Annotated in this window: 16 protein-coding genes and 1 tRNA gene; 8 read left to right on the top strand and 9 right to left on the bottom strand. The window is 45.9% G+C overall.

Annotation, left to right across the window (positions count from 1 at the left end):
* Positions 1-6 precede the first annotated feature (6 nt).
* Positions 7-513 carry a cupin domain-containing protein gene (locus tag LZG94_RS15525; RefSeq protein WP_233792763.1) on the top strand — a complete coding sequence of 169 codons (507 nt, stop codon included), beginning with the start codon at positions 7-9 and terminating at the stop codon, positions 511-513.
* A gap of 5 nt (positions 514-518) precedes the next feature.
* On the opposite strand, the gene LZG94_RS15520 is transcribed toward LZG94_RS15525, so the two are convergent.
* The 4 genes from LZG94_RS15520 to LZG94_RS15505 all read right to left on the bottom strand — a co-directional run bounded on the left by LZG94_RS15520 (position 519) and on the right by LZG94_RS15505 (position 2,057).
* Complete coding sequence (locus LZG94_RS15520) at positions 519-734, bottom strand: hypothetical protein (RefSeq protein WP_233792762.1); 216 nt, start codon at positions 732-734, stop codon at positions 519-521.
* Between the two features lie 11 nt (positions 735-745).
* Positions 746-937, bottom strand: a complete 192-nt coding sequence (locus tag LZG94_RS15515) for a hypothetical protein (RefSeq protein WP_233792761.1) — start codon at positions 935-937, stop codon at positions 746-748.
* A 19-nt stretch (positions 938-956) separates the two neighbouring features.
* On the bottom strand, positions 957-1,703 hold the full coding sequence (locus LZG94_RS15510; RefSeq protein ID WP_233792760.1) for an ATP-binding protein: 747 nt from the start codon (positions 1,701-1,703) through the stop codon (positions 957-959).
* 150 nt (positions 1,704-1,853) lie between these two features.
* A complete protein-coding gene (locus LZG94_RS15505; protein ID WP_233792759.1) occupies positions 1,854-2,057 on the bottom strand; it encodes a hypothetical protein in 204 nt (67 codons plus the stop codon).
* A 318-nt stretch (positions 2,058-2,375) separates the two neighbouring features.
* Here LZG94_RS15505 and LZG94_RS15500 point away from each other — a divergent pair, with 318 nt between their 5' ends.
* Positions 2,376-5,552: a chemotaxis protein CheB gene (locus tag LZG94_RS15500; protein ID WP_233792758.1), complete on the top strand. Its 3,177-nt coding sequence runs from the start codon at positions 2,376-2,378 to the stop codon at positions 5,550-5,552.
* Between the two features lie 80 nt (positions 5,553-5,632).
* On the opposite strand, the gene LZG94_RS15495 is transcribed toward LZG94_RS15500, so the two are convergent.
* Positions 5,633-6,250, bottom strand: coding sequence for an HdeD family acid-resistance protein (locus LZG94_RS15495; protein WP_233792757.1), 618 nt, complete (start codon positions 6,248-6,250; stop codon positions 5,633-5,635).
* A gap of 8 nt (positions 6,251-6,258) precedes the next feature.
* Positions 6,259-7,011 carry an SDR family NAD(P)-dependent oxidoreductase gene (locus LZG94_RS15490; RefSeq protein WP_233792756.1) on the bottom strand — a complete coding sequence of 251 codons (753 nt, stop codon included), beginning with the start codon at positions 7,009-7,011 and terminating at the stop codon, positions 6,259-6,261.
* A 219-nt stretch (positions 7,012-7,230) separates the two neighbouring features.
* Here LZG94_RS15490 and LZG94_RS15485 point away from each other — a divergent pair, with 219 nt between their 5' ends.
* Together LZG94_RS15485 and LZG94_RS15480 are read left to right on the top strand one after the other, a co-directional pair.
* On the top strand, positions 7,231-9,897 hold the full coding sequence (locus LZG94_RS15485; RefSeq protein ID WP_233792755.1) for a cation-transporting P-type ATPase: 2,667 nt from the start codon (positions 7,231-7,233) through the stop codon (positions 9,895-9,897).
* A 75-nt stretch (positions 9,898-9,972) separates the two neighbouring features.
* Positions 9,973-14,151 carry a hybrid sensor histidine kinase/response regulator gene (locus LZG94_RS15480; RefSeq protein ID WP_233792754.1) on the top strand — a complete coding sequence of 1,393 codons (4,179 nt, stop codon included), beginning with the start codon at positions 9,973-9,975 and terminating at the stop codon, positions 14,149-14,151.
* Positions 14,152-14,259: 108 nt separating this feature from the next.
* Here the strand turns inward: LZG94_RS15480 and LZG94_RS15475 are convergent.
* A tRNA-Ile gene (locus tag LZG94_RS15475) sits at positions 14,260-14,333 on the bottom strand.
* Positions 14,334-14,569: 236 nt separating this feature from the next.
* On the opposite strand from LZG94_RS15475, the gene LZG94_RS15470 reads away from it, so the two are divergent.
* From LZG94_RS15470 to lpxA, 4 genes are all read left to right on the top strand, one after another.
* Positions 14,570-15,802 carry an HD domain-containing protein gene (locus LZG94_RS15470; protein ID WP_233792753.1) on the top strand — a complete coding sequence of 411 codons (1,233 nt, stop codon included), beginning with the start codon at positions 14,570-14,572 and terminating at the stop codon, positions 15,800-15,802.
* An 81-nt stretch (positions 15,803-15,883) separates the two neighbouring features.
* Positions 15,884-16,924 (top strand): UDP-3-O-(3-hydroxymyristoyl)glucosamine N-acyltransferase, encoded by a 1,041-nt coding sequence (lpxD, locus tag LZG94_RS15465; protein WP_233792752.1) that lies wholly within the window; start codon positions 15,884-15,886, stop codon positions 16,922-16,924.
* 51 nt (positions 16,925-16,975) lie between these two features.
* The gene (locus LZG94_RS15460) at positions 16,976-18,367 is read left to right on the top strand and encodes a bifunctional UDP-3-O-[3-hydroxymyristoyl] N-acetylglucosamine deacetylase/3-hydroxyacyl-ACP dehydratase (protein ID WP_233792751.1); all 1,392 of its coding nucleotides are present in this window, start codon (positions 16,976-16,978) and stop codon (positions 18,365-18,367) included.
* Positions 18,364-19,173 (top strand): acyl-ACP--UDP-N-acetylglucosamine O-acyltransferase, encoded by an 810-nt coding sequence (gene lpxA, locus LZG94_RS15455; protein ID WP_233792750.1) that lies wholly within the window; start codon positions 18,364-18,366, stop codon positions 19,171-19,173. The genes LZG94_RS15460 and lpxA overlap by 4 nt, the downstream gene beginning before the upstream one ends.
* Before the next feature lie 45 nt (positions 19,174-19,218).
* Here lpxA and LZG94_RS15450 read toward each other — a convergent pair whose 3' ends face one another.
* Positions 19,219-20,016: an MOSC domain-containing protein gene (locus LZG94_RS15450; protein ID WP_233792749.1), complete on the bottom strand. Its 798-nt coding sequence runs from the start codon at positions 20,014-20,016 to the stop codon at positions 19,219-19,221.
* Between the two features lie 30 nt (positions 20,017-20,046).
* Entirely contained in the window at positions 20,047-21,045 is a 999-nt protein-coding gene (gene tsaD, locus LZG94_RS15445; RefSeq protein ID WP_233792748.1) for a tRNA (adenosine(37)-N6)-threonylcarbamoyltransferase complex transferase subunit TsaD, read from the bottom strand.
* Positions 21,046-21,103 lie beyond the last annotated feature (58 nt).

Below are 21,103 nucleotides of genomic sequence, written 5' to 3'. Positions count from 1 at the left end.
AAGTAAATGAAACAGACAGCACAAATACTTAGGATAAGATTCATACTGGCCCTGGTTGTGACCTTGCTGGTATCCGTAGAAGGTTTTTCACAAAAAAATAGTAAGGTTGATGAGAACACCCAAAAAGCTATTTTTCCAAAAGGTAAACAGGGACCTGCCGAAAATTTTACGGGAAAGGCGTTTAACTATGGGCTGCTGGACAACGATTCAACCTACAATACGGTAATCGGGAATGTGCTTTTCGAGCCAGGTGCACGCTCGAATTGGCATAAACACCCGGCTGGCCAGATCCTGATCATTACGGCCGGAGAAGGGTATCATCAGGTAAAAGGAAAGCCGATCGAGAAAATGCAGAAAGGCGATGTAGTGAAATGTCCGCCTAATGTGGAGCACTGGCATGGAGCGACCCCGGACAGTAGCTTGCATCAGATGTATATTATCCCCAATACCGGAAAAGGGATCGTGGAATGGCTGCAACCTGTTACTGATAAAGAATACAGTGCATTTAAATAAGGTACTTACTCAGGGTATCTTCTCTGCAGGTGATACAAATTTAACTGTCCCATTGTTTCAAGATTGAGCGGCTTGGGGTTGTAACCCCTGACAAACGGGCTGGCAGCGGCTTTCTGGATATCGCCCTGATCTATCGAAGAAGAGAGAATATAGATTTTGAACCGCTGACGGATTTTTTCATCCAGGCTCTCGAATGCTTCCAGAAATTCCCAACCGCTCATAGTAGGCATATTTACATCCAGAAAGAGCACATATTCACCTTTTTCAATGCTTTCCCCAAGGATTTGAACCGTTTCAAGTGCTTTTTCGGGATTGTAAAAAGCTTGATCTCTGCGTCAGGAGCAAATTTGAGGATGATATGATTGCATACAAGGTTATTCAGTGGATCATCGTCTACAACTATAAATCGGTTGTGTGGTGTCATCAGGCGGGTTATTAGGCTTCTACAAATTAAATTCAATCAAAAACTCGGTCCCTTTATTTACTTCACTAAAAACTGATATTGATCCTCCAAGCATTTCTACCTGGGTTTTGACCATGAAAAGGCCCATACCTTTGCCTTCTACATGGTTATGAAAGCGCTTATAGAGCCCAAAAAGATGTTCCCGTTTCTTAACCAGGTCTATTCCTAGTCCATTGTCTTTGAAGGACAAAGTGAGCCTACCGTCCGATACCCTGCTACTGATTTGAATGGATGGAGCCAGCCCGGCCTGATGATATTTAATGCTGTTGCTGATCAGGTTATGAAATATGCTGTACAGATATGTTTTAAGCGTAAATAATTCGCATACCCGCTGAAAATAAGTCACAATCCGTACCTTTTCTTTGTGCATTACATTTGGTATACTGTCCTGAATGCTGTTAACCAAATCCTGAAAATTGACTGTTTCACTCTTTTCTCCAATTTCTTTCTTAATCTGCAGAATGGAATTTAAGTCCGTAATTACTACATCCAGCCTTTTTACATTGTCAAGAATTCCATTTAAAAAGTCTCTTTTCAACTCCGATGGATAATTTTCATCACTTAACAAACCTGAGAGTCCGATGATATTGGCAACCGGTGCGCGCAGGTTGTGTGAGACCATATACGAGAATTGTTCAAGCCCTTTGTTTGAAAGAGCAAGTTCGTTCGCGTATTGATGGAGGCTGTTATTGAGTTCATTGAACTGTGGGTCTTCCCATCCATCCATAAGTCAATGAATATAATATTGAGGGAACTAAGAAACTGATATAGTGAAAGGTAGACCTAATTAATGGATAGTCAACCTGAATTAATTCGGTATCAGTAGGGAAGTAGTTTATATTGATGTGTGATTACGAGGCTGAATAAACGCTTCATATTACGGCATGGCGGGAGTAGTCAGATAATATTCATCAATCTGGTTCCAGGAGTAGCTGTAAATGATGCCTCCCACTTCCTGGACAAAATCTCCGGTTTCGCTGTCGGTATACCCAACGCGCCAGTTGGTAGTGTTTTTGATCCTGAATTTCAATGTGGAATTTGGCGGCGGGAGATCTTTTTTTGCTAATATTTTGATTTTCATACCCGAAGGTAGCCTTAATAGGCACAGCCTATGCTATTCAAGCGCATCCATTATACACTACGAATGCTATGACGATCTCAGAAACCATCGCTAGTTTCAAAACCGCGTTGGCGTTACAGCATCAAGATAAATTTGAACACCTGACACCGCAAATGCCGGCCCTATATGAAGGATGGATGTCTAAGGTTGATCGGAGCCTGAGTTTTGGACTTTACCGGTTAAAAATGATGGAGTTCTTGGACGAGATTACACACTTAGTTTGTTCTCTAAGTAAACTGAAAATAGTACCTTGTAAAGAATCACCCATCCACAAGAAATATGTTTACAGCGGAACCGCACCATATCATTGCAATAGGCGCTTCGGCTGGTGGCCTTGATGAGCTTAATACATTTTTCGATCATACCCCGTCTGACGGTGTCTCTTATGTCATTGTCCAGCACCTATCGGCTGAATTCCAAAGCCACCTGGTAGCGCTGCTTTCCCGCCACAGCAAGCTTGTCGTGCAGCAAGCGGAAAATGGGATGGAAATTCGGGGGAACCAGGTCTATACGATCCCGAATGATAAGGTTATGACTGTCCGTGACCATAGTTTGTATTTAACCGATAAGCATGGTGAGCGCAGTCCCCATATGACAATCAATACTTTCTTTCAATCCCTGGCAGAAGATTATGGGGCAAAAGCGATCGCGGTCGTGCTCTCGGGCCTTGGCTCAGATGGTACTAACGGGATCAAAGCCATTAAAAAGGCGGGCGGACTGGTGATCGCCAGGGAACCGGAGGGAACAGAATTCCACAGCATGCCGGCAAATGCAATAGCCACCGGAATGGTGGATTATATCCTGGAACCCGAAGCGATGCCTGCCGTCATTGAGGACTACGTGAAGCGGGAGTTGGACCTGTTGACAACAAGCATTGATGACGAAGGGCATATAGGTGAAATCATCGCGCTGATTGGTCAGCAGCTACCACTTGATTTTTCTGATTACAAACAATCCACCATTTTAAGAAGGATAAAAAGAAGGGCAGCCTCCAATGGTTTTGGTGAGCTGCAAGGCTATATTAACTTTCTCAAGGCCAATCCTGGTGAGATTGAAATTCTGGCGAAGGATTTCCTGATCAGTGTAACCGCGTTTTTCCGAGATACAGAATCCTTTGAGTTTGTAGAATCCCAGGTCTTACCCGCTATTATTGCCGATCTGACACCCCAGCAGGAAATAAGGTTGTGGGTTACCGGGTGCGCCACTGGTGAAGAAGCTTATTCGATGGCTATGCTTATCAGTGAGCAATTGGGGGACAGGGTCAATGATCATGTTGTCAAGATCTTTGCAACCGATATTGATGGAGCTGCACTGTCCCATGCAGGTAAAGGCGTATATAAAACCAGCGTGCTGGCTGGCCTGTCACAACAGCGCTTAAAGCGGTTTTTTCTCAAAGATGGTGATGACTACAAGGTCAGGCCAGAGCTGCGCAAGATGGTTATTTTCGCCCAGCATGACCTGGTCAAAAACCCGCCATATTGCAACATGCACTTTATTAGCTGCCGCAATGTGCTGATCTACATGACACCGGCACTTCAAAAGAAAATCTACCAGCTGCTCCTTTTCGGGCTCGGGCCGCAAGGTTACCTTTTTTTGGGTTCAAGCGAAAACCCACTGCCTATCATGGCCAGCCTGAAAGTGATCAGCAAAAGATTCAAAGTCTATAAAAACCAGGGGACTCACCACCCGGCAAGGTTTGAATCCTATTCGCTGCCTGATTTCCCTTTTAAACAGCTGGCAGGCACGCCCCACCCTAAAGAGCAAGCCTACAAGCTACCCGACCGGACCTTGGGTGATGCGATCAGCGAAACATTGATGAAGGATTTGGGCCAGCTGGTGGTCTGTATTGACCCCAATGAAAAGATTGTCAAGTTCTATGGGGACACGACAAAGTTCCTGCTTCAAAAAATCATGACCACCGAGTTTACCGAGCTGCTTCCCGGCCCGCTCGCAGTAGCTTACAAAACGGTTGTCAGCCAGGTTTTACAGAGCAGCCAGATGTCCTCGGTTACCGGGATCAATATCAAACAAGGCGAAGATAATGTCATTGTTACCTTAACGGTAAGCCCTATGGTTTACAAAGGTCGCGCCAATGGTTTTCTGGTCGTGCGGATCCATGAAGAAAATTCTGGTGGAATGCTGGCAGCCGGCGGGCAGGTCTTCAACGAGGAAATCTATTTTGACCACTACACACAAAGCCTTGAACAGGAAGTGAAAGACCTGAAAGAAAAGCTGATAGCCTCCAATGAAAAGCTGTACGCACAGGAAGAGAACATGCAGTCCTTTAATGAGGAGCTGCTTTCTGCCAATGAAGAAATGCAAAGTACCAGTGAAGAAATGCAGTCGATCAATGAAGAGCTACATACGATCAACTCCGAGTATCAGCTCAAAAACAAAGAGCTTTTAGCGCTCAACGACGATCTGAACAATTATTTCAGGAGCAATGTCAACGGGCAGCTCTTTTTGGATGATCAGCTGCGGTTGATCAAATACTCGCCAGGCGCAGTTAAACTGATTAACCTGCTTGATAGTGATATCGGCAGGCCCCTGGCCAATATCTCTACAAACTTCATGGTCGAGACCATTATCGAAGATATCCATGCTGTATTGTCGGGTGATGCCTTGATCACTAAACAAATCCAGACCAAGGATGGCAAATGGTTCCAGGTGATGACGATGCCTTATATTAAACAAGTCGAGAAAAAGACGTCGGGGGTCATTATTACCTTTAACGATATCACCGACCTGAAAATGATCCAGCAACAGCTTGATAAAAAGAATGAAGCCCTGACGCGGATCAATGCAGACCTGGACAATTTTGTACATACAGCATCCCACGATTTGCTGGGGCCGTTAAGTAACATCGAAGGGAGCATTTCCCTGATCAGCTCCATTGATACCAGTGACCCTGAAATTAAAGAAGTCCTGCCCATCATCAACGGCTCGGTAAAGAAATTCCGCGCTTTGATCAGTGAGATCGCCGTGGTTGCCAAAATTGAAAACAATGCATTGGAAACAGAGGCTGTCGATGTCGATGAGCTGCTGGATAATATTGATTGGAGCCTGGATGAGCGGATCAAATCCAGCGGGGCAAAAATAAAAAGGGACGTGCAGGTGACGCAAGTCGTATTTTCTAAAAAGAACCTGCGCAGCATCCTATATAATCTGATTGCAAACGGTATCAAATACCACTCAGAGCGGCCGCCGGTAATTATGGTCCGGATTGCCGCAGAAGCAAACCAAACCGTGATCTCCGTTGAAGACAATGGAATGGGAATACAGAGGCACCATCTGGATACCATTTTTGAGAAATATACCAGACTGCATACAGGCGGCGAAGGCTATGGGATTGGTCTTTACCTGGCCAATAAAATAGTCAATGCTGCTGGTGGCAGGATCACTGTGGAAAGTGAGCCAGGTGTAGGTAGTAAGTTTACGATATACCTTAATAATTAAGACGGGACAGCCATCCCATTTTCTCTGATTTCTCAATCAGTCGATCAGAAGGCACATGGTGACAATCAGGCTCTTCTCTTTTATGTATGGATATGTTTGCCGATCCATTTATGGGATTGTTTAACCAACAGGCTAAAATGAATATAAAAAATACCAACCCCCAACAATGCAAAGGCCGTCCAGATCATCGATCTGTCTTCACTAAATAGTGGGCTGTACATATTGATTACCGAAAATAAAATCCCTGTTACTGCCCAACCCAGAAGCCAGGGCCAGTCAGACAGCCGCTTCTTTTTTGCCTGGAAGGCGCGGCCAACCAGTAAGGCACTCCTGACCAGTAGCCAACATCCAGCAAACAAGGGCAGCGAAATGGCTGCTAGGATCGGATTGGTGACAAATACAGCTCCCAATAGCACATCAAATATTGCCCCTGCCAAAAACCAAACCCAGCCCGTAAACCATTTCCGGTTGTCAATGGTAAAGAAAAGTTCAAAGATGCCGCTGATGATCAGAGTCGCAGCAAAGAACAAACTTAGCTCGTCGTAAGTCAGTGACGGATTTGTTGCAACATAGAGTCCGAATGCAGTTAAGCATGCCCCCGAGAGCATAAAGATCCACCAGTAGTGGAGTTGTATGGCAAACCGAACGCCTGCTTTTGAGCTTGCTGAAAAATCGGTGGTAACAGGTATTTTTTTCATGATTGAATTTACCTAGCTGTTAAACCGCCGTCTATCACCAATTCTGCTCCTGTTGTATATGAGGATTCGTCGCTGGCAAGGTATAGTGCCCCGTAGGCGATTTCCATGACATTACCAATGCGGCCGAGCGGACACATATTTCGCAAAAGCTCGTCAGAAGATTCTAAATTGACCATAAACTCGGTCATAGGAGTAAGCACGCCGCCCGGATGGATCGAGTTGACGCGTATATTATATTTGGCCAACTCGACTGCCTGGTCTTTTGTCAATAATCGCTGAGCGCCTTTTGACGCCGAATAGGCAGGCCCATTACCGCCCACAATTCCTGCAATCGAGGAAATATTGACTACCGAGCCGCCGCCCGCAGACTTCATTGAAGGGATACAAAGCTTAGTTCCAACAAAACAACTGGTTAAATTAATGCCTAGAACTTTGTCCCAATCATTGAGAGCCGTAGTTTCAGTCAGGGCCCCTGGTGGATAAACTCCTGCATTATTAATCAGAATATCAATTCGACCATACAGGTTGGTAGCCTTCTCAATGACTTTCTGCCAGTCACTTTCAGATGCTACATCGTGTTTTTGCCATTCGATAGCAGCTCCCTCTTTTTGAGTGGCCGATACCCAAGCTTTTAATTTGTCTTCCTGAATATCTGTTGCCAGCACTTTCGCTCCTTCCTGGGCGAATAGGCGGGCAATTGCTTCACCCATTCCTCCTGCGGCGCCGGTTACGATGGCTACTTTGTTATCAAGTCTGTTCATAGTATTTCAATTTTGTGCAAGTAACTACTATGAATTCTATGGAAAGATGATCAAGGTCACCTTTTTGAATGAACCTGGACACCGGCCATGCAGCAGAAAGCGCCCATTTTGCAATACAATATAAAACCAGTCAAGCTCAACTTTTGAATGGGGAAAGCGCTGTCGTATTCGAGGGGCGATAGTAGCGTAATCAACTTTTAATGAACTCGTTAGTAAACCATGTCAAATTCCTTTCAAGAAGTACGCATACAGCAATTGGCAGAAAATCTTAAAACCGATATCCTAACCGGACTTTCAAACCAGGAGGCCAGGTTACGGAACGAGCGTTTGGGTCTCAACGAACTCAGCCGGGAGAAACCCGAGAGCGTCTGGTCGATACTTCTAAGACAGATTAACAGCTTGATTGTATGGATATTGGCAGCGGCAGCGATCGTTTCATTTATGCTGGGAGATACGGTGGAAGGCTTTGCGGTTCTGGCCGTTATTCTGATCAATGCCGCGACGGGATTTATACTGGAATATAACGCGCGAGAATCCATGGAAGCACTTCGCAAACTGGATACTACACCCGCCCGGGTCCTTCGGGACGGGCAAATCATGGAGATACACTCTGAAAACGTCACAGAAGGCGATATACTGGTGCTTGAAGCCGGGGATATAGTCCCGGCAGATGCCAATATAGTTCAGGCTAACCAACTTGAAGTGGATGAATCTACCTTAACGGGAGAATCGGTCCCATCGGCAAAACGCATTGAAACCTCGGATGCCGATGCGCCTCTGGGTGACCAGCACAACCGGTTGTTTAAAGGAACTGCCGTTACCAACGGAAATGCCAGGGCCATTGTTACCGGCATTGGCCAGGCTACCGAATTGGGCAAGATTGCGACGATGGTGCAGCAGGCAAAACGCACAGCGACACCACTTGAAGCCAAGCTCGATTCGCTGGCCAAAGTGCTTATCTGGATCACGGTCGGATTGGCGATGCTGTTTTTGGTAGTGGGTTTGGTTCGCGGCCAGGAAACCAAGCAGCTCATTGAGACCGCAGTTGCACTTGCTATCGCGGCCATACCGGAAGGCATGTCGGTGGTGGCCACCGTTGCACTGGCCTACGGGATGCTGAGGCTGGCCGAAAAGAAAGTGATCGTAAAGCGCCTTTCAGCAGTGGAAACACTGGGAGGGACCAATGTGATTTTTACAGATAAAACCGGAACGCTGACACAAAATAAGATCGAGGTGCACCAACTGCATTTCCCGGCGGGTGATTTGTGGGTAACCTTGCACCCTGATAAAGATGGGAAAGATGCCATGGAGCTGACCGGAGCAGATTTGACGCTTGCCGGTTCCCAGGAATTTGCTTTACTGGCCAAAGTAGGGGCACTGGCTAACAATGCCCAGCTGACTTCCTGGCAATCGGACCGTAAGCAGATCGGTGATCCGGTGGAAATTGCGCTGTTGCGTTTTGCTCAGGACTCAGGCATGGATTTGGAAGATCTTGGCCAAAAATACGTCAGAAAGGCGGAGGAGGCGTTTAGCTCCGACACGCGTATCATGGCAACACTGCATGAGTCAGCAGGAATATATTATGTTTCCGTAAAAGGAGCGGTGGAGGAAGTATCAGAACTTTGCCATTGGCAGAATGAGCATGAAAGAAAGCAAGAGCTTGAAATCTCCGAGCGTATGGCAGCTGACGGTCTGCGCACGCTTGCATTTGCATACAGTGAATCAGAGCAGAAACCCGATGATGATTTTACAAAGCAGGAAAAGCTTACATATCTTGGCCTGATTGGTTTTATGGATCCGCCGCGAAAAGAAGTAACACCGGCGCTGCAAGCCTGCCGTAATGCTGGTATCAGGGTCATTATGGTTACCGGAGATCATCCCGCGACCTCATTGAATATTGCAAAACAAGTCAATCTGGTCGGGGCTGACGAGCAGCTGGTTTTAACCGGAAAAGACCTTATGTCTTTTGATTTTTCATCTGAAACCGATCAGCAAAAAATGCTGAAGTGCCAGGTCTTTGCGCGCGTGAATCCGGCCCAGAAACTGGATATGATCGATTTTTACCAAAAGCGGGGCGACATTGTCGGTATGACAGGAGATGGTGTAAATGACGCTCCGGCTTTAAAGAAATCAGACATTGGTATTGCAATGGGCCTGCGGGGTACAGCTGTGGCTGCCGAGGCTGCGGATATGATCCTGAAAGATGATTCTTTCAGTTCCATTGTACGAGCGATCGGGCAGGGACGGGTTATTTTCGAAAACATCAGAAAGTTTATTGTTTTCCTGCTCTCCTGTAACATGAGCGAGATTTTCGTGGTCACTTTTGCAGGCTTTCTTAACGTGGGCAATCCATTGCTGCCATTACAAATCCTTTTTATTAACATCATCACCGATGTATTTCCTGCGCTGGCGTTGGGTGTTGGAAAGGAGAATGATAAATTGATGCATTCTCCACCCAGAGATCCCAAAAAGCAGGTCCTTGAAATGAGAGATTGGAGCAGGATCGTGTACTATGCGCTGGTGATAACCTTCTGTATTTTAGGTGTTTTTTGGTATGGAACAAGTCAGCTCGGGCTGAGCTACAAGGAAGGGAGCACAGTTACATTTTATGCACTGTCGTTGGCACAATTGCTGCATGTATTCAACCTGTACTCAGGCAAAGGCGGGTTTTTTCACAATGAAATTACGCGTAACAAATTCGTATGGCAGGCGCAGGCATTGTGCATTCTCATTCTTTTAGCCACTTATTTCGTTCCGTTTTTAAGACAGACACTTTCGCTGCAGACACTGAGTATGCAATCTTTTGAATTGATACTAGCAGCTGGCATACTCCCGCTTTTAATCATTCAGTTTATCAAAGTTTTATCATCGCAAAAAGTGCACTGAATCAGAACTATACAAGCCAAGAATCCAATTTCTGTGCCAGCTTTACCCATCTACCATTTCAGCTAAAACTACTTCATGAAGCTAATCCTATTGCTTTTTTTACCGTCGATTGTGATTGGGCAAGGGTCTGGCTTCCGACAACTTAGCACCAACAGCGGACTTTCCCAAAACCACGTTGGGTCTATTTTAATGGACAAAAAGGGTTTTATGTGGTTTGGCAGCGATGATGGGCTGAACATGTACGATGGATATACATTCAAGCACTATAAGCATGATAAGGCGGATAGCAACAGCATTGATGACAGCTACATTCAGGATATTCTCGAAGATAGAAAAGGAGACTTATGGATTGCCACATCGATCGGGCTCAACCGGTTTGATAGGGCCAAAGCAAGCTTCATACATTATTTTAATTCCGTCAACAAGCGAAGTATCAACGACATATTTCAGGATAGTAAAGCCAGAATGTGGCTGGGCACAAACAATGGATTGCTATTATTCGATCCCGAAAAAGGCACTTCAAGGATATTCTTACGGGTTGATAAAGACAAAAACAGATACAAGCCGCCTGCCAATATTTCCAGGATCATAGAAGACGCCAGAGGGGCACTGTGGATAGGTACCGAGCAGGGATTGTACCGGTTTGATCCTCAAACTTTCAAGTATACAGCTTATATCAAAGGGAACAATGATAAAAGTCTTCAATCTAGTTGGATTAAGGCTTTGTACAAAGATCCGGCTGGTAATATCTGGATCGGAACGCATGGTGGAGGCCTGTCGCTTTACAAGCCTGAAACCAATTCTTTTCGTACTTTCCTGCATAATCCCTCGGATTCTCTGAGTATATCCCATAACGACATTCTATCCATTACCCAGAACCGAGACGGCAGGCTTTGGATCGGCACCGAAAATGGAGGGATCAGCATTTTTAACAAATCCACTGGCAACTTCACAACGATCCGGCATATTGATGAGGACAACACGTCCATCAGCGATAACTCAGTTTATTGCATCTATCAGGACCGGATTAACAATCTATGGATCGGAACTTATGCAGGCGGGGTCAATTTTCTTCCCCGTTTTGGCAAGAAATTCACTTCGTACCAAAAAAACAGTTACAGTAAGAATAGCCTGAGCAACAATTTAGTACTCGCTATATGTGGCGATGCGGATGCTGACAAGATCTGGATTGGGACCGATGGGGGAGGGCTAAATGTATTTGACAGAAAAACCAGAAAGTTTACGTCCTACCGGCACAGCGCGACCGATAGCAACTCGCCCAGCAATGATTATGTAATATCCATTACCAATATATCAAAAGATGTGCTTGGCTTGGCATATCATATGGGTGGATTTGATTTTTTCAATATCCGTACGGGACAATATGAGCATCACATGCCGATTCCGAATGATTCTTTAAGCCTTTCTACCGCGGATGTAAACAACATTTTCAAGGATCGAAATGGCGGAATCTGGCTGGGCACGTGGAAGGGCGGCCTGGAATTTTATGATGTAAACACTGGCAAGATAAAGCACTATCAACATAATCCGTCAGATAGCACAAGCATTAGCGGAGATATTGTCACCAAGGTTTTTCAAGATCGGGCCGGGAAAATCTGGGTGGGTACATTCGAAGGGTTAAACCTGTTTGATCCGGTTAAAGGAACGTTCACAAGGTTTCAGACAGACGTAAAAGACCGAAACTCCATTTCCCATAACAAGATCCAGACCATTCAGCAAACCAGTGACGGAATCTTATGGATCGGAACATTAGGGGGCGGCCTCAATCGTTTCGACCCGGTGAAAAGAACCTTCACTTCTTACACCGAAAAGCACGGGCTGTCCAGTAATGTGATCTACGGGATCCTGGAAGATAGAAAGGGCCACTTATGGCTTAGTACCAACAACGGGATCTGCGAATTTGACCCCAAAATAAAAACATTCCGCAATTTCGGCAGAGCGGACGGATTGTTGGGTAATGAGTTCAAAAGCAATTCTTTTTTCAAAACTGCAGACGGGGAAATGTTCTTTGGAGGTGTGAGAGGATTTACAACATTCTTCCCCGACAGGCTGGTTGATAACACCTATATCCCGCCGGTTTTCCTGACCGATTTTCTGCTTTTTAACAAGCAAGCTCCCATTGCTCCAAACTCGCCGCTCACCTCACATATTACGGAGGCGAAAGAGATTTACCTGAGCTATAAACATTCGGTTATATCATTTGAATTCGCGGCCCTGAACTATACCATGCCCGAAAAGAACCAATATGCCTATCAGTTGAAAGGCTTTGACGCTGACTGGATTTATAGCGGAACCACCAGGAAAGCGACCTATACAAATCTGGACCCGGGGGACTACGTTTTTCAGGTAAAGGCGGCCAATAATGATGGAATTTGGAATAATGAAGGCGTGCAGGTAAACATTCACATTGCGCCACCTTTCTGGCAGACGCTCTGGTTCCGGATGCTGGCAGTTGCGCTGGGGCTTGGATTAGTTTATTTTATATACTGGTTGCGCATGCGGGTAGTAAGTGAGCAAAAGAGGTTGCTGGTCCGGCAGGTTCAAGAAAGGACCAAGGAGATCATCCAACAAAAACAGGAGCTACTAGACCTGAACGACAAATTACAAACACAGAACAAGCAGGAACAACTGGCAAGGCAAGAAGCCGAAAAAGCAAATATGGCCAAAAGTGTGTTCCTGGCTACCATGAGCCACGAAATCCGCACCCCGATGAATGGTGTTATAGGCATGGCGATGCTGCTTTCTCAAACAGAGCAGACCGTGGAGCAAGCAGAATACACCGAGACAATCATCAATAGCGGTGACAGTTTACTAACGGTTATCAACGACATTCTTGACTTTTCGAAGATAGAGTCTGGCAATATGGAGCTGGAAATGATCAGTTTTGACCTGAGAGAGTGCATAGAAGGCGTATTGGACCTGTTTTCTACCAAAGCAGCCGCTATTGGCTTAGATCTGGTTTATGAAATTGACCTGCAGGTGCCAGACCAGATTATCGGAGACAGCCAAAGATTAAGGCAGATACTGCTCAACCTGGTTGGAAACGCAATCAAGTTTACACAGCAGGGAGAGATTTTTTTAAGTGTAATGCTTCCAAAAACATTGAATAATCAGGATATCGAGCTCCGTTTTGAGATCCAGGACACCGGGATTGGCATTCCCGAGGACAAGCTCCACAAGCTGTTCGTAGCTTTTTCGCAAGTGGATTCTTCGCATACCAGAAAGTACGGCGGTACCGGGCTAGGTTTAATCATCAGCAAACGGCTTGTGAATTTGATGGGCGGAGAGATCGGAGTAGAAAGCGCTGTCAACAAAGGCACTCGTTTTTATTTTACAATTATTGCAAAAGCCAGTAGCGAGGTAACCAAACAGAATGTGCTTTTAAACCCAGCAGAAAATGAGGGGAAATCCGTTTTGCTGGTAGATGATAACAAGACCAATCTGCGCATTTTACAGTTGCAAATGGAGCAGTGGAAACTTGTTCCCAGCTTAGCTTCATCAGCTTTCCAGGCCTTGGAAATCCTTGAAAGCGGATCTGTATTCGACCTTGTTATTACCGATCAGCAAATGCCGGAAATGGACGGAATCGAGCTTGCTTCGATTATCAAGGGAAAGTACCCCTCACTCCCTGTAATCCTACTTAGCTCCGTGGGGGATGATTCGGGCAGGAACCGCAAGGATTTGTTTGCAGCAGTGTTAACCAAGCCGGTGCGGCACAATGATCTGGGCAGGATGATCCAGATGGAGCTCAGGCCACAACGTGAAATAGTCGCGCCGGGCAATGAACGCCTGCCATCCGACCTTTCCTCGGATTTTGCAGCGCTTTATCCATTGCACGTCCTTATGGCCGAAGACAATCTGATTAATGAAAAATTGTTTACCAATATCTTAAAAAAACTGGGTTATGACCCGTTGATTAGCAGGGATGGTCTGCAGGCATTTAATATGGTAATGGCTGATCGCTTTGACGTTGTATTTATGGATGTTCAAATGCCCGAACTGGACGGCCTTGAAGCGACACGCAGCATTCGGACGAAGGCCCCGAATCAGCCTTTCATCGTTGCTATGACAGCAAACGCCATGCGCGAAGACCAGGAAGCGTGTATTCAGGCAGGCATGGATCATTATATATCCAAACCCCTGAGACTGGAAGAGATCAAGGACGCTTTAAAGAAAGCATACGCTCATAGGCTTCAAGTTGTCTTGTCTGCGCAAGGTTTATCAACCGGATAATATCAGATTCGAACCGATAAGCCAATTGCCTCCATAAAACTATTGCACCTTTAGTTGCAACCAAAAGAAAAAGCACCTAGCGGACTTCGCTAAGTGCTTGATTTATAGTGGGCCCACCTGGAATCGAACCAGGCACCTACTGATTATGAGTCAGTTGCTCTAACCGAATGAGCTATAGGCCCCTTATCTCAATGCTTGTCAGTTGCTCTAACCGACCGGGCAAACGCTTTGTGAGCTATAGGCCCCTTATCTTGATGCTGGTCAGTTGCTCTAACCGATCGGACAAACGCTTTGTGAGCTATAGGCCCGCGTGATTGGAGTGCAAAATTAGCGAAAGCATGCAATTCTCCAAACGATATTGGCAAGAATAACTTCTTTCCTCCGTTGCTTCTTTTATTACTTTTGAAAAAAAATTGCTTTGAATAAAAGAAAGATAATCAACGACCCGGTCTATGGGTTTATAACGATTTCATCAGACCTGCTTTACGATCTGGTCGACCATCCTTTTTTGCAGCGGCTCCGGAGAATCAAGCAACTGGGTCTTGCCGATATTGTGTACCCGGGCGCATTGCATACGCGTTTTCACCATGCACTGGGCGCTATGCATTTGATGAGCCAGGCGCTCAGGGCTTTGCAGGAAAAAGGACACCTGATCTGGGAACCCGAGCTGGAAGCGGCACAGGCTGCTATTTTGCTCCACGATCTCGGTCACGGACCATTTTCGCACGTACTGGAAAGCGTGATGCTGCCGGGCGTGGAGCACGAGTCGATCACGCTGGCAATGATGAAAGAGCTAAACCGGCAAATGAACGGGCGACTGGATATTGCTATTCAAATGTTTGAAGGGACATACCCGCGGAAGTTCTTTCACCAGATGATTTCCAGCCAGCTCGATATGGACAGGATGGATTACCTCAACCGTGACAGTTTTTATACAGGTGTTATCGAAGGTTCCATTGGTGCCGACAGGCTGATTAAAATGCTGGATATCAGTCACGATCAGCTGGTAATAGAGGAAAAAGGACTATTAAGTATTGAGAATTTCCTGCACGCGAGACGATTAATGTACTGGCAGGTTTATTTACATAAAACCTTGTTGAGCGCCCAGGCAATGCTCACGCAGATCCTGTTCCGGGCGCGGGAATTGGTACAGAGCGGTGAAAAATTATTTGCTACCCCCGATTTTGAGCGATTTCTACATAATGAATTCAAGCTGGAAGACTTTGATACGCTTCCTGATCTGATGGAGGCTTTCAACGGTTTGGATGATAATGACGTATGGGCTTCTGTAAAAGGGTGGAAAACACACCAAGATCCCGTTCTATCCGTTTTATGCAGAAAATTATTAAACCGGGACTTGTTTAAAATCCAGTTTTACAAGGAACGTCCCGGTAACGAAGTGCTGGAACCGTTAAGAAAACAGTTGAGAAGCGCCGGCGTGAAGGAGGAAGAATTACATTTTTTTCTGATCGAAGGCGAAACGGCCAACTTGTCTTACGCGAAAGAACAGGACCCGATCCGCGTGAAAATGAAGAACGGAGTTTTGCTTGATATTGCAGATGCATCGGATATTCCGACCATCGAAGCGCTCACTAAGATTGTACGCAAGTACTATGTATGTTGGGCTAAAAATGTATCTTTGCGTGGTTAGTAAGGATCATATCAAGAAGAACCCGTCTTAATAATTTGCGCAACTTACTCGAAATACATTACCCGAAATTAGCCGAAAAATATGAAATTTACTGTCAGCGAGATTGCCCAAATGCTTGATGGAACCATTGTTGGAGATGAAAAAATTACAATAGATTCGGCTGCTAAAATTGAAGAAGGGCGTCCGGGGTGCATCTCTTTTTTAGCCAACAGTAAATACGAACCTTACGTTTATTCCACACTATCTTCCGCGGTTATAGTCAATAAGGATTTTACTCCCAAAAAGGAGGTTTCCACTACATTAATATATGTGGAAAATGCTTACACCGCCTTCACAATTCTTCTTGAAGAATATCAAAAACGCCTTTCCCAGAATAAATCAGGTGTTGAGCAGCCTTGTTTTATCGGTGACAACAGCCAGGTCGGCTCGGATGTTTACCGGGGGGCATTCTCTTATATCGGTAAAAATTGCATGATCGGCGACGGGGTGAAAATTTATCCTAATACTTATCTCGGGGATAATGTTACCATCGGGAATAGTACGATTATTCACCCGGGTGCCAGAATTTATAACAATACGATTATCGGTAAAAACTGCGTAATCCTGGCTAATGCAGTCATTGGTGGCGCCGGTTTCGGGTTTGCTCCACAAGCGGATGGTACTTACAAATCAATTCCCCAATTGGGCAATGTCATTATTGAAGACGACGTGAATATCGGCTCCAATACTACGATTGACTGCGCCACAATGGGATCGACGATCATCAGACAGGGAGTTAAAATAGATAATCTGGTCCAGATCGCGCATAATGTCGAGATTGGAAAAAATACCGTTATTGCAGCCCAGTCCGGCGTATCAGGGTCGACGACAGTGGGAGAGCAATGTGTGATTGCGGGGCAGGTTGGTGTAGTTGGTCATATTACCATTGCAAACAATACCAAGATAGGCGCACAAAGTGGATTGGGGAAATCCGTGAAAAAGGAAGGATTGTCTTTCTCCGGGTCTCCGGCACGTGATTTGAACGAACATTTAAGGTCCATGGCGCTGGTAAGAAGGCTGCCGGAAATGGAAGAGCGGCTGAAAGATCTTGAAAGGAAACAGGAAACGTCTGATTTTCAGTAGTAAAATCACTAAAGATACCCAACAAGCCTTTATGCAGAAAAGGAATTAATAATGAACGAAAAACAACAAACCATTTCCAGATCAGTATCCGTAACTGGAGTGGGTTTACATACAGGTGTAATTGCGACGATGACCTTCGTCCCCGCAGCAGCTAACCACGGATACAAGTTCCAGCGCATCGATTTACCGGATCAGCCTATTGTAGATGCCGATGTTGACAATGTGGTAGATCTCTCCCGGGGAACCACTATTGAGCAAAACGGAGCCCGTATCCATACAGTGGAGCACACGCTCGCTGCATTGGTGGGGTTACAGATTGACAACGTACTGATCCAGCTTGACGGCCCTGAGCCTCCGATTATGGACGGCAGCTCGATCAAGTTTGTAGATGCGCTGCTAGATGCGGGAATTGAAGAACAAAACGCGTATCGCAATTATTTCGAAGTACCGGAATACGTCCATTACATTAATAAAGAAAACGATACCGAGCTGGCTGCATTGCCGCTTTCGGATTATAGGTTGACGGTGATGGTTGATTACAATTCGACTGTGATCAGCAGCCAGCATGCTTCTTTGAATGATATTACTTTATTTAAAGACGATATCGCAGAATGTCGCACGTTTGTGTTTTTGCACGAGCTCGAAGCGTTGTACCGTCAGAACCTGATCAAAGGCGGCGACCTGACCAATGCGATTGTGATAGTGGACCGCGAAGTCCAGGACGGCGAGCTCGATCATTTGTCACAGCTTTTGAACAAGCCAAAAGTGAGTGTTAACAAATCGAAAGGGATACTGAACAATGTAGATCTGCATTATCCCAACGAAATGGCCCGGCACAAACTGCTGGATCTGATCGGCGACCTTGCTTTGGTTGGCCGGCCTATTAAGGCACAGATCCTCGCGGCGCGTCCCGGACATGCAGCGAACGTGGCACTTGCCAAAAAGATCAAGAAACTGATCAAATCGGGCAAAGGAGATATTCCACAATACGACCCGAATAAAGCACCGGTTTTTGATATTAACCAGATCGGTAACCTGCTGGCGCACAGATATCCTTTCCAGATGATCGACAAGATCATTGCATTGGACGAAAACAGTGTGGTAGGTGTGAAAAATGTGACAATCAACGAGCAATTTTTTCTGGGCCACTTTCCAGGAAACCCGGTAATGCCGGGCGTTTTACAGCTGGAAGCAATGGCGCAAACGGGCGGGATCCTTGTATTGACTAGTGTTCCCGACCCTGATAATTACTGGCCTTATCTGATAGGCATTGATGCCTGCCGCTTCCGCCGTAATGTTTTTCCCGGAGATACCGTTATTTTTAAATGTGAGTTTACTTCTCCGATGAAAAGAGGTATCGTAAAAATGAGTGGCCGTGGATATGTCGCGGGCCAACTGGTATGTGAAGCTGATATGATAGCAAGCCTGGTAAAGAAAAAATGACACCAACCACCTTAGCATATATTCATTCTGACGCGAAAGTCGCTCAAAATGTCGAGATCGAACCTTTTGCCATGATCCACTCAGATGTTGAGATTGGTGAAGGGACTTGGATCGGCTCACACGCTGTAATCAACTCTGGCGCCAGGATCGGTAAAAATTGCCGTATTTACCCGGGCGCGGTGATCTCCGCAACGCCACAGGACCTGAAATACAACAACGAATACACACTTACCGTAATTGGTGACAATACCACAATCAGGGAATATGCGACGATCAGCCGCGGTACGGAAGAACACTGGAAAACCGTAGTTGGGTCCGATTGTCTGATTATGGCCTACGCGCACATCGCCCACGATTGCCGGATTGGAAACAATTGTATCGTTGGGAATAATGTACAAATGGCGGGTCACGTACACGTTGGCGACTGGGCTATTGTAAGTGCATTAAGTGCTGTTCATCAGTTTGTTAAAATAGGCATTCACTCATTTGTGTCGGGCGCATCGCTGGTTCGCAAGGATGTGCCTCCATTTACGAAGGCAGCACGCGAGCCTATTTCTTATGCGGGTATAAACTCGGTAGGTCTTCGCCGCAGAGGGTATAGCAATGACAAGATTGTCGAGATCCAGAATATTTACCGCTACATATTTATGCGCGGGTTCAACAATGCGGAGGCTTTGCAAAAAATAGAATTGGAACTTCCACCATCAAACGAGCGCGACGAGATTATCAACTTTGTCCGGAATTCAGAAAGAGGTATTATGAAAAGTCCTTTTCAGACCAACGGAGCGAGCGAAACAGAAGCTTAAATTTCCACACCTGATATTGAGAAGAGCGCCGAAGAGGCGCTTTTTTTATGCCCTGACCGTAACAATATCTCCTTCACGAAGCTTACCCAGCGAAGTAGCGACCAGATTTTGGCCAAAAAGGATCTTGTTGTTGATCTTCCGGTAGCCAGCCAGCGTTTTGAGTGGCTCAGGGCCCTTTTCGGAAGTTTCAGGGTCGATGGTTGTAAGTACGCAGCGGGCGCACGGTTTTACGATGTCAAAGCTTGCAGCGCCAATATCGATCTGTTTCCAGGTATCTTCTTCAAAAGGCGCGGTTCCGGAGATTACAAAGTTTGGCCGGAAGCGCCTCATTGTGATCTTGTTATCAAGACGGGAGTTGAGATCTTCCAGCGAGGCTTCTGAAATGATCAGGCAAGGATATCCGTCTGCAAAGCTCACGATCTCGCCGTTTTTTGCATATTTGGGATCGGCCTTCCGTTCTGTACTTTCCGGCATTTTTACTAACTGAACTGAAAGTCCGAGGCGGGCACTTAACCAGGAATCTGCTTCTTCGGAAACCGTAAGGGCCTCCACCACATCGTCCCAAATAGTTACTTCCCGCTTTTGTGCGGTTACCGGTTCAAATGGTACTGTTAATATATCCTCAGGTTCATCCCGGTGCCAGATTTGAAGGGTATCTGCATGCAGCGCCACTTCTATCAGCGCCATAACTGGTAAGAATCGCTGGGTAACAAACTTGTTATTTTCGTCGATCAACATCCAGCGGCGGTCATATTGCAAACCTCTTTCTTCCATTTGCGCTTCGCTGAGCCTGATTCCGCCCAGTGATTTTATTGGATAAATCCAGATTTCGGAGAGTTGCATAAATATTGATCAGTACTGATTGTTATTGGTTCAAAAATCCATTCTTGCCAGCGGACTGACGGTCTGGTCACAGAAATCACTTTCCAAATATTTGTAATGCGCAGCAATAGCGATCATCGCTGCATTGTCGGTGCAGTATTCAAATGCGGGAATGTACACGTTCCATTTCAAGGTTTGCCCAAGTTCAAGTAAAGATTTACGCAAACCAGAATTGGCAGAAACACCACCGGCTATCGCAATTTCTTTGATCCCCGTTTCCCTGGCTGCTTTTTTGATTTTTTTTAGCAAAATATTAACCAGTGTAAACTGAATGCTGGCGCAGATATCCGGCAGATTTTCGCTAACGAATGCTGGATTCTCACGAACCTGTTTTTGCAGGAAGTACATAAACGAGGTTTTAATACCACTGAATGAAAAATCAAGTCCAGGCATTTCAGGAAGCGGGAATGCATACGCGTCGGGATTCCCCTCAGCAGCGTATTTATCAATTAGCGGGCCTCCGGGGTAGGGCAGGTCGAGCAGTTTGGCAGTTTTATCAAAAGCTTCTCCAACCGCGTCATCACGCGTTTCGCCGATGATTTCCATTTCGAGCGGCGAGGATACTTTGACGATTTGCGTATGCCCGCCACTTACGGTAAGGCACAAAAATGGGAAAGCTGGTTTGGGATCATCTATGAAATGCGCGAGCACGTGTGCCTGCATGTGGTTGACCTCGATAAGCGGAATGCCAAGCCCCAGCGCCATTGATTTGGCGAAGGAAGTACCCACCAGCAGCGCGCCCAATAAGCCTGGCCCGCGTGTAAAAGCAATAGCATCCAGGCCTTTTTTTGTTACTTTTGCATCATTCAGTGCTTTATCTACCACTGGTAGAATATGTTGCTGGTGCGCGCGCGAAGCCAATTCAGGCACTACTCCACCGTAAAGGGTGTGAATGAGCTGCGTAGCAACAACATTGGAGCGGATTTCCCCGTTAGTGATTACGGCTGCGGAGGTTTCGTCACACGAAGATTCGATGGCGAGGATATTCATAAACTATTGAATTATTCACAAAATTAAGCATTAACAACAAGATAAGCAGTATCGCCTG

The organism is Dyadobacter sp. CY343 (genome assembly GCF_021390335.1).
Classification (GTDB): domain Bacteria; phylum Bacteroidota; class Bacteroidia; order Cytophagales; family Spirosomataceae; genus Dyadobacter.
This window is presented reverse-complemented; position numbering and strand designations above follow the sequence as displayed.